This window comes from Streptomyces sp. DH37, from assembly GCF_029813835.1.
In the GTDB taxonomy this organism is placed as follows: domain Bacteria; phylum Actinomycetota; class Actinomycetes; order Streptomycetales; family Streptomycetaceae; genus Streptomyces.
This window is the reverse complement of sequence record NZ_JARVKV010000078.1, coordinates 18118-30727: the sequence shown is the minus strand read 5'-3', so window position 1 is coordinate 30727 and position 12610 is coordinate 18118. Positions and strand designations below refer to the sequence as shown.

Below are 12610 nucleotides of genomic sequence, written 5' to 3'. Positions count from 1 at the left end.
TCGCTTCGCTCACTGCGGCCGACAGCGGCCCGCTCTGCGGGCCGAAGGGGCTCCGCTTCGCTCCTCCCCCGAAGTCGGTCCTAGGTAGTGCCGATGAGTAGTCGTCAGAAGGTTTGTAAAGGGCGCAGGTTGGGCCCGCTGCGCGGGCCGGGCTGATTACGGGGGTGGGGGCTTGCGTGGTCTGGTCACGGACTGTCAGACGATGGAGGACGTCTTGACCGAGCTGGTGGGCCAGCGCCGGTGCAGCAGAGTCGCACCCCTCTGTTCCGTGGCCGCCCCCGGCGGTGCGGCCACGGGGCTAGATCCTTGGTGCCGATCCCGTACCGGCCCGCAGACCGATCCGCCGCGCCCCGGCCCGTGGATAGCTTCCTTCCCATGCGCATAGGACTCCTTGGTACCGGCAACGTCGGCCGGGCACTGGCCCGCGGCTGGAGCACCGCGGGACACGACGTACTCCTCGGTTCCCGCCGCCCCGAAGAGCGAACAGACCTCGAGCTTCCCGTGGCCGGCCTGCGTGAAACGGCCGATCACGCGGAGGTATTGGTCAACGCGACGCCTGGGAACGTCTCGGTGGATCTGCTGCGCTCCATCGGTGCCCCAACGCTGGCCAGCCGCTTCGTGATCGACGTCGGAGTGGGCCTCACCGACGACTACACCGAGCTCTCTCACCCCAACAGCAGTTTGGCCGAGCAGATCCAGGCGGCCTTCCCCACGACGCCCGTCGTCAAGACCCTGTGCACCATGGACTCCACCGCGATGATCGACCCAGGAGGTCTCGCGGGCCCGTCCACGGTATTCCTCTCCGGCGACGACGCCGAGGCCAAACAGGCCGCCGGACGCCTGCTCACCGATCTCGGCTGGCCCCCGTCCGCGCAACTCGACATCGGCGGCATCATCAGCGCACGCGGACAGGAGCACTTCGCTCTGCTCTTCATGGGGATCGCCAACGGCCTGGGTTCCCACACCTTCAACATCAACGTGGTCCCGCGAGCCGCCGCCTGAGACCTGACGTCCCCCTTTGCACCCTCCGCGGACGCGCTGCGGGTGGCGCGAAGGGGGACGCGCCGCGTCGGCGGCTTGATGGTCAGGAAGGACGCCAGCACCACAGTCGCTGCCACCGCCGGGAGCGGCCAGACGGGACCCGCTGGCCAGGGGCGGCCGAGGAAGCTCTGGCCGAGCAGGGCGAGCGGGAGGGCGGATTGCTCCGTCCGTGGGGGGCCGGCCGACTTGTATCGGCAGGTCGATGGTCCCTCAGGCGTGGGCGCAATGGGAGCGTGGGCCTCGCTCCGCTCGGTCCGGAAGCTCGGCGCTTCGCACCGAGCGAAGCGCCCTCGCTTCGCTCGGGCAGGCCGGGGCTCCGCCCCCGCCATCGGGCCGCGTTGCGGCGCGGCCTGCCCCCAGGTGGTGCGGATGAGCAGCGGGGGCCGGGCCCGCTGCGCGGGCCAGGCCGGCTACGGAGAGGCGGAGCGGGCCGGTTCTACTCGGGTTGAGTCACGGTCAGGGCCCATCGGATGCTCTCATCCGAAGCATCGACCCCCACAGTGAAGGACCCCGATCGCACGACACCCGCATCCATAGTCACCGAACCCACACCTACACTGCCAGTTGGACAGGCCACCGCGAACTCGGCCACCTGCACCTGCCGCGACTCCATCGTCACCGCCACGCTGCCCCCGCCTTCACAGGCCACCGTCAGAACAGTCGGCAGTCCCTCCCACGCTCCACCGGAGGCTACTCCGCCATCCCCCGTCATCTCCTCCACCCACACCAGACCCTCCGGCCCGGGATGGGGAAGAAGACCATCAGCAGCCACGGCCGGCACAGCCCCTGCCCCGGCCACCCCCGAAGCCGCCAGCATCACTACCGCCGCAGCCTTCCTCGCGCTCATCACGCCTGCCCCTTCCTGATGACCGGTCACAACACGGTCAGTGTGACGCGCGGGGCAGCCTCCACGCCTGAGTACGGAAACTCATGACGCCCAAACCGGAAACACGCAGCCAGCAGAGGCTGGTGGAGGACTCCGCCGCACTCCACCATCAAGCACCAATCCCAGAGGCACGGCTCAGCACCCGTCACAACATCTGGACCCAACCAGAAATCGGGCCCGCTGCGCGGGCCAGGCCGGCTACGGGAGGGCCGGGGGGCGAGGTGACAGGCGGTCACGGGGCGAGAGGGCGGGGGGAGTCGGCAGGTTCTCCTCGTGCGGGATGCATCGCTGTGTAGAGTCTGGGAAAACACACCGCCCCTGGAAGAGTGAGGAACGGCCCGTGCTGGACGCGAGGGAGGATCCGAAAATCCGCGCACGTGCGACGGTGCGGCGCAAAGCTGCGGGCATGACGGCGGGGCAGATCGAAAAAGCCACGGACGAGGCGCGTAGGCATGAACGGATCCGCTCGCGACTGCGTGAGACCGAGGATGACGTGCGCGCTATCGGTATCGCGGTGGCCGAGCACACCGAGTGGCGCCGCATCGGGTACGTGATGGAGGAAGAGGGCCTGGAGGTCTACGATCCTGAGCGCGATCCGACGGCGGTGCGGTGGGCGCGCGAGGAAGCCGGGCGGAAGCGACAGGCGCAAGCCCGGCAGGACGGTGCGGCCAAGCTGGTGCTGACCGTCCCCGTGGAAGAGGAGGCCTATCAGCAGCTGCGGGCCTGCGCTGCGGCTCACGGCATCGCCCCGCGGCACCTGATGGGCTTGCTGGCCGAGCGGGTCCGCACCACGTCCGAGGGGCTCGTGGAAGTGGCTCCCTTTGCCGTGGAAATCGGCGCGGACATCGAGAAATAACCGGGCGGTCGCTCACACCTGTGCTTTTCAGGCGTACTCGAATTCCCTGGATATCCGGGGAAAGGAGCGGGGGTACTCGTGACGGGTATCAGGCTCCGGCCACATCAGGCCGAGGCGGTGGACGTGATTGTCCGTGCGCTGGAGTACCGCGCAGGTTCTCAGGTGCCGGAGGAGGGGTTGCGGGCCACGGTGGTGGCCGCTACCGGGGCGGGCAAGACGCTGATCGCCGCCGAGGCCGCCCGTCGTCTGGAGCCGCGGGGTCGGGTGCTGGTGATGGTGCCGACCCTGGGCCTGCTGAGTCAGACCGTGGAGGCGTGGCGGGCGGCCGGCCATACCGGCCCCGCGGTCGCGGTGTGCTCGCTGGAGGGGGATGAGGCGCTGGCGGCGCTGGGGGTGCGGTGCACCACGAATCCGATCCGGTTGGCGCTGTGGGCCGGGAGCGGTCCGGTGACCGTGTTCGCCACCTACGCCTCCCTCGTCCCGCGCCAGGACATCGACCCGGACGGTTCGGACGGGGAGCCGGTCCAGGTGCCGGGGCCGCTGGAAACAGCGCTCCAGGGCGTCTACGGGCAGCAACTGGCGCCGTTCGGGCTCGCCGTGGTCGACGAGGCGCACCGTACGTCCGGGGGCTTGGCCAAGCCGTGGGCGGCGATCCATGACAACCGCCGGATCCCGGTGGCGCGGCGGCTGTACCTGACCGCCACACCACGCATCTGGGAGCTGGCCGGGCGGCCGGGCGAAGAACGGGCCGTGGGAGGCGGGAGCGGGGCGCGGAAGGCGGTGGAGGGCGCGTCGGAGGCTGCTCCGGTGGCCTGCGGGGAGTTGGTGGCCAGCATGGATGACGAGCGGTTGTACGGGCCGCAGGTGTTCGTCTTCTCCCTCGCCGAAGCCGTCGACCGGGGCGTTCTGGCCCGGTTCGAGATCGACGTCCTCGAGATCCGCGCTCCCGATCCCGGGACGGAAGGGGTGACCGGAGCGGGCGGCGCGGGTGGGAGCGAGGAGGAACGGCGGGGCCGGCGCCTCGCCGTCCTCCAGGCCGCGTTGGTCCAGCACGCCGCTGAGACGGGTATGCGGTCGCTGATCAGCTTCCACCACCGGATCGCCGAAGCGCTCGCTTTCGCCCACGCCCTGCCGGGGACCGCGGCGCGGCTGCGCCAGAAGGACCCCGTGCTGTATCCGCGGCGGGTGTGGGCCGACTGGCTCTGCGGCGAACACGAACCGCAGCATCGGCGTCGGGTGCTCCAGGGGTTTGCCGACGGGGTCGACGAGGACGGGTGGGAGACCGAGCTGGCCGTCCTGGCCAACGTCCGCGTCCTGGGCGAGGGCGTCGACATCACCGGCCGCCGCGGTGTGGACGGCGTCGTCTTCGCCGACGTGCGCGGCTCGGCCGTCGACATCGTCCAGGCCGTCGGGCGGGCGCTGCGCCAGAAACCCGGCCAGGGGAAGGTGGCGCGGCTGGTGGTGCCGGTCTTCCTGGAGCCGGGTGAGGCGCCCGGCGACATGCTCGCCTCCGCCTCCTACAAGCCGTTGGTGGCGGTGTTGCAGGGGCTGCGCAGCCACTCGGAGAAACTCGTCGAGCAGCTCGCCGTCACCTCCGCGCCCAGTCGCGGCCGGCCCGTCTCGGTGGCCGATCCGGGCTCCGCCCACATCGGCGGCGAGGGCGGGGGTGCGGGTGGGGAGGCGTCGGAGGCGGTGCCGCTGCTGCGGTTTGCCACCCCCCGCGACCCGTACCTGGTCGCCCGGTTCGTCCGTACCCGTGTCATCCGGCCCGAGTCCCAGGTGTGGCTCGCCGGTCTCAACGCCCTCCGCACCTGGCACCAGCAGCACCAGCGCCAGAACGAGAAGGAGGATCAGGGCCGCGAGTCCGAGGAACACGGCGACGGAGGCCAGGGGCACGGCCAGGGTCAGGGTGGTACGGGGCGTGCGGCGGGGCCGGTGGTGGTGCCGCTCGACGCCCGCGTCGGCTCCTTCCCGCTCGGGGCGTGGGTCAGTGAGCAGCGGCGTGCCTACCGGGCCGGGAGGCTGGCGACTTGGCGGGTGGAGTTGCTGGAGGAGGCCGGGATGGTGTGGTCGGTGCCGGATGCGGCGTTCGAGGAGAACCTCGCCGCGGCGCGCGCCTACCACGCCGTCCACGGCACCCTGTGTGCCCCGCGGTCGGCGGTCGCCCAGGGCCGGCCGGTCGGTCAGTGGCTCACCAACTGCCGCCGCCCTGGAGGGCTGGGCAAGGACCCGCAGCGGGCAGCCCAGCGGGCCGCTCGGTTGGCGGAGATCGACCCCGACTGGAGCCCCGCGGAGAAGGGCTGGACCGTCGACTGGCAACGGCACTACGCAGCCGTGCGGGCCTGCATCCACAGCGGCGCCACCCTCGCCGAGATCCGCCCCGGCGTCACCATCGGCGGAGAAGACATCGGACTCTGGCTCGCCCGACAACGCACCCAGTGGAAGCAGCTGACCGACGGACAACGCGAACGCCTGGCCGCCCTCGGCATCCAGCCGACCGCGGCGGCACCGGGCAGTGAGGCCGGTGACGGAGACCAGGCGGCGGGGACGGTGGTGCCCACAGGCGCCACCGCCTGGGATCGCGGACTGGTCGCGCTGCGCCAGTACCGGGCGCGGGAAGGGCACGTGCGCGTGCCCAGGAAGTGGGTCGAGGTCATCCGCGACCAGGTTGGACAGGAATACCCCATCCGACTCGGGGTGTGGATCAACAACCAGCGTCAGCGGCGGGACCGGCTGGATGCCGAACGCGCCAGGGCGCTGGAAGGGTTCGGGGTGTTGTAGCCGGGAGGCAGGGGCCGGGGAGCAGGGTGGGTGGGCCAGCCAGGGGGACAGCCTGTCCACCACTGGCCGTTCCCGGGTGCCGGGCTACAGGTAGCTGTCGTCGTGGTGGGCCCGGCGCCACTGCGCCTCGAACTCCTCCCGGTCCATCTCCTTCTCCGGCAGGCCGGGGTCGAACAGATCCACCACGGGCGGGTTGAAGACCCAGTCCTCCGGCCCGCTTCTGAGGGCGGTCCCGTCCTCGGTCAGCTCCACCTGTCGGAGCCTGCGCCCGTCGCCACCCACCTCCACCAGATAGATCGACCGGTCATCGTCTTCGTAGAGCCCGCCCAGGCGCAGGTGGGCAACGTCCCGGCCGGCCAGCGCGCCGAAACCGGGGCGACCACGCTGAGCGTCGCGCCGGGCACGCAGCTCCTCCAGACCACCGGGCAAAACCGGCGCGTCGATGTCGGTCTCCTCCAGGTCCCACGCCCCGGCTCTCTCGAGAGTCTCCGGATCGTCGACCACCTCGACCTCGGCGAGTCCCTCGGTCACCTCCCGTGCCGACTCCGCCCGCACCCACCACCACAACCCACCCATCCCGTAGTCGTGGAGAACCAGGAAACGCGCCCGGGGCGCGGCATCGGCGTCTGTCATACCGGCCGACAGTACCGAACCCGCCCACGCCAGGCCGTTCGGGATCAGGTCGGCGCGGGTGGGACGACCGCCGGTACGAGGAGTGCCAGGTGTGTGTGATGAGCCGTGAGGCGTTCCCGCGTCTTGTGCTCTTCAAGCCGGGGTGGCCACGGCGCGGAGTCCTCCGACGGGGGTGGTGCCGGGTGGGCCGGTCGTGCGGGCTGCTCGCCGCCGTCGGCGGCGAGCGGGCCGGCAGTGCTTCATTCGGCAAGTTCGGTCCACTCCACGTCGGGGTGAGATTCCGAAGGGGGTGGGCGAGCGGATCTCGGCGAGGGGGAGCATCGCACACCATCAGGTGCACGTGCAGATGCATGTGCACCTGCACGCGAACTCCATTACAGTGGGGGCCGGTTGAGCGATCCACCGGTCGTCGCCTACGTATCCGCAGGAGGACTCGATGCCCCTCACGCGCTGCGGCGCGGTGCTCGGGAGCGGTTGTGGAGCAGCCCGAGGCAGCGGTGCCTGAGGAGCGTGTCCCTCCCCGCCCGCGTCCGCCGACGGTGTGCCCGGGGGCATCGCTCCCGGCGGCCGGCCCCGGCAAGGAAGCCGCCGTGGCCGCACCGGCCGAGAGCTCCGGCGTCTGCGCGAGTTCCCGTCAGCCGATGAACCTCGGCTTCTGCGGCAGCCTCCCGTCGCGTCGACGCGGCGGGAGGGGCCTGCCCTCTGCGGCGCCTTGGACCCGGTTCGGTGGAGTGCCGGGGCGGGTTCCGCACCCCGTATACGCGAGAGAGCCCGCGACTCCGACCCCGGGTTTGGAAGGCCACCGGGTCGGGCGGGCTCTCTGCGCGGTGACCTCACAAGCCCGCCAGGACTCTGGAAGGAACACCAGTCATGGAGCATAAGCGCAACGGCATCCCCGGCATGTGGCAGGCCCGGGCCGCTCTGCGGCGCCTCGTCCGGTGGGGCGTCCGGCGCCGCCGCGTCGCGGCCGGCTACGTCCTGCGGGGTGTCTGCTCCGGTATCGGCACCACCGCGGTGGGGCTGGCCGTGGTCTGGCTCCAATCCCGCCGCTGAACAACTCCCGGGTCGGGGGCCGCCATCCACCAGCGGCCCCTGGCCCGACCCGTTGAACTCCACGAAAAGCACCCGGGCTTTCCTCATCATGGCGTTGGGTGAATGAAGGAAGTCGTAGGGCCGGCCTCCGGACCGGAGCTCCGGGTGAGGCAGCACCACCGGACCACCGGCGGCGATTCGGTCAGCCGGAGGACCGCAGGAGGCGGCGGACCTGCCGGTGCTGTTGGCGGACCGGCCGAGGACGCGTCCAGGGCTCCTGTCCGGCAGGTCCGGGGACGGTGCGGAACGCGGCGCAGTACCGGGACGGTGGCTCGCCTCGATCACCCAGCGCTGCCGGTCAGGAGAGGGTGTCCCAGGTGATGATGTTCAAGGTGACGCTGGTCAGCTCGCCCTGGGTGTCGGTCCTGTGGGTTTGGACGGTGATGGCGGCACGGCGGCCTTCGCCGGTGATGCCGCACAGGTGCATGCCCTGGCGCAGGGATGCCGCCGGGAATTCCTGGTTGGTGACGCTGGGCATCTGTCCGCAGGTGGCCCAGTCGGCCGCGTCCGCACGCGTCAGTGAGGCGGCGTCGTGGCCGGTGAAGACCGCGGGACTGTTGGGGTCGTCGCCGGCGGTGATCTGGAAGTCCCCGTACTCGTACTCCCCCGCCGGCCAGACGTAACCGCCGGTGTCGTCGGCGTCGACGGCCTGTCCCTGTCTGACCACGGTGGTGAGTGCGGCGATCTTCCCCGGCTCCGGCGCGGTGTTCCCGCCCGGGGCGGGCGGCGCGGTGCCGGCCGTGGCGGTGCCGTCCGGCTCCTGCGGGATGTTCCCGGACGGGGAGGGCGGGGCCGTGGGGCCCGTCGCGGCCGGGGTGCGGGGGTCGGCGGTGGGGGGAGGCGGCTTGGTCAGCCACAGGGTGAGGAAGACCGCGGCGGCCACGGTGGCCGCCGCCGCGACCGCCCATGCCGCCCTGCTGCCGGCGGCCGTACGGGTCCGGGGCGGGGCGGGCCGTTCCCCCGGGGAGGCGGCGGAGGGCAGGGGGTCGCCCGGGGAGAAGGACGGCCGGTCCCGGGCGGGAACGGGCAGACCGCGGTCATCGCCTCCCAGCAGGCTCTCGCGCCGGGTGATCTCCGCTTGGATGCGGTCGTGCTGGGCCAGCAGCGCACCGTGCCGGGCGCGCAGCGCCGCTTCCTCCTCGCCCGGCTCCGGCCGGCCGGGGACGGGCTCGCCGGCCGGTTGCCGCGGGTACGCGCGCTGGGTGCGGATCCGCTCGAGTTCGGCGGCGAGCTCCTCCAGGCGTACCTCCAGCTCGTACAGTTCCAGCAGCGTGGTGCTCCCGCCGGCCTCCAGCGCCGCCCGGTAGAGGGTGAACGTCAGCCGGCGGACATCCTCGGTCAGCGGCACGCCGGTGCGCCGGGCGCGTTCGGTCAGTAGCACGTCCAGGAAGGCCTTGCGCGGCAGCCGCTCGCCGCTCAGGTACCGGGAGACGGCGGCGGGGCTGAACCCGTACCGGCGGGTGAACTGGCGCAGTGAGAGTCCGCAGGCGTCGAACAGGCCCCGTAAGTGCCGGCCCAGTGCCTGCCGCGCCGCCTCGCCCCCTTCTCCGTCCGGCTCCGGCCCGCCCGTACGCCGTCCCTCACCGATCACGCGTTCCCCCTCCGCACCCCGTGGAGCCTGCAAACCTGTCGTGCCGGAAACAGTCTGTTCCCCTGACGCACCACCGCACAGGTCTTCCACCGTAGTCACCGCGGCCCCGCCGTCCCGCAGGCCTCGAGAGCGGCCCGTGCGCGGCGGGAGCGGCCCGCACCCGCCCGAACGGAAGGGACACCACCGTGACGACCGACACCACCCCCAACACCCCCGCACCGCGCCACGACGACCACCGGGAGCTGCGCCGGCACCTGCTGCTGCTCTGGCTCCTCGCGGTCGGGACAGCCCTCGCGTTCACCGGCTACGTCTTCCACCGGCACCCGGGGTTCCGGGAGACCGCGGTCGCCGTGGGCGGCGTCGGCACGTTCCTCCTGACGACCGTGCTGGCCGCCCGCGGCCGCCGGTGACAGCCTGCCCGGGGCGGTCCTCCAGGCCACCCCGGGCAGGCGCCGCGGTCACCCGGACAGGCGCCGCGGCGGCGAGCGGCCGGAGGCGGTTGCCGAGGAGGGGCTCCTCCTTGCCCGCCGGGGCCACGTGGAGGCGCGGGAGGGTCTGGGAGCGGGCGTGGCGGTGGCGGAGCGGGTACGTGCGGCCGATCGCGGCGCGGACGCCTTCCCGGACGCGGTGTCCGGCGTAGCGCTCGCAGTGCCCGACCTCGCCTGCGGGACGGGCCTGGGACACGGTGCCGTTGCCGAGCTCGACGAGGCGCGCCTCGCCGGTCCCGGCCGCCGGTGCGCGTCGCGGGCCGCGGCGCTCCGTCGGCCGTCCACCAGGGCCGGCAAGTCCTCGGCTCACGATCTGTCACGCGTGTTCCGGCCGAGTCCGGGGCGCTCCGGAGCCGGAGGGTGGCGTGAGCCCCGTGCTCGTCCCGGCAACCGTGTGATGGATGGGCAACCATTCCTGTGACCTGATGGTCATGTCCGTGCCACCCGCGTACCGGGTGGGCATCGTCAGCTCCGCCTCGGGGTGTTCCCGAGGCGCTGGACCATGGGGGAAACGCCTTCATGCATCACCGCACCGCCGTGGCAGGCTTCGCCGGGGCCCTCGCCCTGTCCGCGCTCACGGTTCCGGGGGCCGCCCGGGCGGATGGCTTCTCGGGCGACATCAGGATCACGAAGGTGGTCGTCAACGGAGGTAAGGACATCGTCCTGGGGACCACGGACGTGAAGACGTTCACCATAGCGGTGACCGCCACGGACGACTCGGGCATCGAGGTCGGACGGACCTTCCCGGTCATGTGGCACACGCCCCTCCCGAACGGCGACAGTCACGGTCTCGTGGTCCCCGACAACATCGCGGGCAAGTGCGTGCACCAGAGCTTCACCACGACCACCTGCACCTACACGCTGAGAATCAACCCGCGCATCCACCCCCAGGACAACACCACGGCCGGGACCTGGAACGTGAGGGCCCACGCCCTGGCCAACGACGGTGACCACATCTCACCAAGGATTCCGCCGCCAAGGCGAAGGTCCTGCGCAACTCCAGGCTGACGGTCAACGCCTCGCCGGAACCGGTGAAGAAGAACACGACGGTCACGGTCACCGGCGCCCTGACCCGCGCCAACTGGGAGACCTACACGTACAGGGGCTACACCGGGCAGCCGGTGAGGCTCCAGTTCAAGAAGAAGGGCACCGGCACCTACACGACCCTCAAGACCGTCACCACGGACGGCAAGGGCAACCTGCGGACGACGACGAAGGCCACGGCGGACGGCTACTTCCGCTACTCCTTCGCGGGCACGTCCACCACCCCGGCGGTCGCCTCCGCGGCGGACTACGTCGACGTGAAGTAGCCCTCAGGGGCAGCTGTCCTCCGGCAAGCGCAGAAGGCCCGGGCCGGAGCCCTTCCGGCCCGGGCCTTCTCGCACCCCCGGCTGTTTCCCGGCCGGCACGCCGGCCGGCCGCTGCATCCCTTCGCGCTCGCCACACCGATCACCGGCCGGCCGGCGCCCATGTGCCGTCCGGCCCGCTTCGTTGGCGTGGCGGGCCTGGGGCGTCACGGTCCGGGTGCCGCCCGCGCGACCGCTCGGATACCGCCGTGCCCCGGCTCTCGGGCCCCGGCAACCGTGAGCGATCGCCGCTGCCGCTCATTCGGGTGCGGGAACGGCACCGGGAACTTCGCGGCGAGTCGGCCGCAGGTCCCGTCCGGGGTGCGCACATCACGTCAACGGGCCCCGGGAGATGGGAGGCGACACGTTCATTCCCGGCAAGCCCTCAGGGGAAAGGCCGCGCGGCACATCTGGCGTCCCGGCCATTCAGGGAAGATTTCCAGCCATCACTCCAGGGATTCGTTGCCTGCATCGACTCGGGTTTCCTAGAGAGGTAAGTCGCCCGTACGCAAGGGAAGACAGCGGCAACCGGCTGCGGAGGGGACTGCCCCATGACTGACGCGGCGGTCCTCGGCACCGGGCCCAACGGGCCGGTCGCCGCGGTGACGCCGGCCCGTGCCGGGCCGCGGGTGGCCCCCGGGCGCCGGTCCACGCCACCGCGCGCGGCGGCCGGTTCGCCGCCGGGGAGGCCGAGGCGTTGCCGGCCGCCCCACCGACACGTCGTCCGTGCTGCTCGTGGACCCGCACAGGCCCACCTCGCCTACGGCCACGGGCGCGATGCGGTGGCGCCGGTGCGCCGCCGCATCGAGGAGTACGCGCCCGGCTCCACCGGCACCGTGATCGCCGTCCGCGGCATCCCCGGCGTCGACGTCGGCGCCGGCGCCATGGGCCCGCGCCGGTGCATCGCCCGTCCCGCCGCGCGTCGGAGCCCCTTGCGCCACGCCGCTGCGCGGGGTCTGCCGGTGCTCGGCCGCCCCCTCGCCGGCCTCGCTCGCGGCCTGCGCACCCCGCGCGGCCTGTCACCGAGGAAGTTCCCGAAGAAGGAGACGATCTGATGCGCACGCGTACCGCCGCCATGGCCACCGCGGCCGCCGCAGCCGCCCTGCTGGCCGCCACGGCCGTCCCCGCGAACGCCGCGGCTCCCGCTGCGGTCGAGTGGTCGGTTCAGCACGGCACCGCCGCCGCCGCGGGGGAGCGCTGGACCGAGCCGGGCAGCGGCTGGCCCCCGAGCGTCCTGGTGATCGAGGGGGAGCTCACCAACACCGGTGCCGGGTGCTACTCGGTGTGGACGCGCTTCGTGTACGACCTCGCGCCCGGCCCCGCCCGCAAGCACGCCGAGATCTGCGGCCCCGGAAGCGTCGAGGTCGGCGTACGGCAGTCCTACTGGATCACGACCACGGGCAGCATCGCCGTGTGCCGGGGCACCGAGAACACCTCGGACTGCGGTACGTGGCGCAGTGCCACCACATGGCCCATTGACCGGAGTTGACCGCCGCTCACGGGCCCGCCGCGCGGCGGGCCCGTGAGCGGGGTCCTCGGACGGCTCCATTGCCCAGACCTGATCACCGCCGACGGCATCGGTCCGCCGCCCGTCCCGCCGGACGCCGCCGGGGGCTTCCACCGCCCGGGCACCGTCCGACGGGTCGCGTGACTCGCCTTCTGCCGGATCGTTTCGGCCGACGTCGACGTGGGGCGGGCGGGACCTGGTCCCTCCTGCGACGCGGGCCGTCCTCCGGCGCCGGCTTCCCGCTCGGGACACCTCGCCCAGCGCATCCGGCGCGGGCCGCAGCGCACCCGGTCAGGCCCTCCCGCGGCCCGGCCCACCGACTGCCGGCGGACAGAGCCAGCCCGGGGGCCGGGGTGGGGGCCGCTCGGGTCGGTGCCGTAGATCCGGCC

General features: G+C 72.6%; 9 protein-coding genes and 1 pseudogene. 8 read left to right on the top strand and 2 right to left on the bottom strand.

Features of this window, described 5'->3' with window-relative positions:
* Window positions 1–375: 375 nt before the first annotated feature.
* The 3 genes from QC029_RS27150 (at window position 376) to QC029_RS27140 (ending at window position 5564) form a co-directional block, all read left to right on the top strand.
* Window positions 376–1002, top strand: coding sequence for an NADPH-dependent F420 reductase (locus QC029_RS27150; protein ID WP_279558463.1), 627 nt, complete (start codon window positions 376–378; stop codon window positions 1000–1002).
* A 1265-nt stretch (window positions 1003–2267) separates the two neighbouring features.
* Window positions 2268–2783, top strand: a complete 516-nt coding sequence (locus QC029_RS27145) for a hypothetical protein (RefSeq protein WP_279558462.1) — start codon at window positions 2268–2270, stop codon at window positions 2781–2783.
* A gap of 78 nt (window positions 2784–2861) precedes the next feature.
* The gene (locus QC029_RS27140; RefSeq protein ID WP_279558461.1) at window positions 2862–5564 is read left to right on the top strand and encodes a DEAD/DEAH box helicase; all 2703 of its coding nucleotides are present in this window, start codon (window positions 2862–2864) and stop codon (window positions 5562–5564) included.
* A gap of 84 nt (window positions 5565–5648) precedes the next feature.
* On the opposite strand, the gene QC029_RS27135 is transcribed toward QC029_RS27140, so the two are convergent.
* Window positions 5649–6197 (bottom strand): hypothetical protein, encoded by a 549-nt coding sequence (locus QC029_RS27135; RefSeq protein ID WP_279558460.1) that lies wholly within the window; start codon window positions 6195–6197, stop codon window positions 5649–5651.
* An 870-nt stretch (window positions 6198–7067) separates the two neighbouring features.
* Between QC029_RS27135 and QC029_RS27130 the strand changes: the two genes are divergently transcribed.
* The gene (locus tag QC029_RS27130; RefSeq protein ID WP_279558459.1) at window positions 7068–7250 is read left to right on the top strand and encodes a hypothetical protein; all 183 of its coding nucleotides are present in this window, start codon (window positions 7068–7070) and stop codon (window positions 7248–7250) included.
* A 337-nt stretch (window positions 7251–7587) separates the two neighbouring features.
* Here QC029_RS27130 and QC029_RS27125 read toward each other — a convergent pair whose 3' ends face one another.
* Window positions 7588–8880 carry a helix-turn-helix domain-containing protein gene (locus tag QC029_RS27125; RefSeq protein WP_279558458.1) on the bottom strand — a complete coding sequence of 431 codons (1293 nt, stop codon included), beginning with the start codon at window positions 8878–8880 and terminating at the stop codon, window positions 7588–7590.
* Window positions 8881–9065: 185 nt separating this feature from the next.
* On the opposite strand from QC029_RS27125, the gene QC029_RS27120 reads away from it, so the two are divergent.
* From QC029_RS27120 to QC029_RS27105, 4 genes and pseudogenes are all read left to right on the top strand, one after another.
* The gene (locus QC029_RS27120) at window positions 9066–9290 is read left to right on the top strand and encodes a hypothetical protein (RefSeq protein WP_279558457.1); all 225 of its coding nucleotides are present in this window, start codon (window positions 9066–9068) and stop codon (window positions 9288–9290) included.
* A 597-nt stretch (window positions 9291–9887) separates the two neighbouring features.
* Window positions 9888–10678, top strand: a pseudogene (locus QC029_RS27115) (calcium-binding protein).
* 827 nt (window positions 10679–11505) lie between these two features.
* Window positions 11506–11769: a hypothetical protein gene (locus QC029_RS27110; protein ID WP_279558456.1), complete on the top strand. Its 264-nt coding sequence runs from the start codon at window positions 11506–11508 to the stop codon at window positions 11767–11769.
* Entirely contained in the window at window positions 11769–12203 is a 435-nt protein-coding gene (locus tag QC029_RS27105) for a hypothetical protein (protein ID WP_279558455.1), read from the top strand. The genes QC029_RS27110 and QC029_RS27105 overlap by 1 nt, the downstream gene beginning before the upstream one ends.
* Window positions 12204–12610: the final 407 nt, after the last annotated feature.

What these genes read in the sequence shown, in the direction of transcription:
- QC029_RS27150 (WP_279558463.1), top strand. Translation starts at nt 376, where the DNA reads ATGCGCATAGGACTCCTTGGTACCGGCAACGTCGGCCGGGCACTGGCC.
- QC029_RS27135 (WP_279558460.1), bottom strand. Translation starts at nt 6,197, where the DNA reads ATGACAGACGCCGATGCCGCGCCCCGGGCGCGTTTCCTGGTTCTCCAC.
- QC029_RS27130 (WP_279558459.1), top strand. Translation starts at nt 7,068, where the DNA reads ATGGAGCATAAGCGCAACGGCATCCCCGGCATGTGGCAGGCCCGGGCC.
- QC029_RS27105 (WP_279558455.1), top strand. Translation starts at nt 11,769, where the DNA reads ATGCGCACGCGTACCGCCGCCATGGCCACCGCGGCCGCCGCAGCCGCC.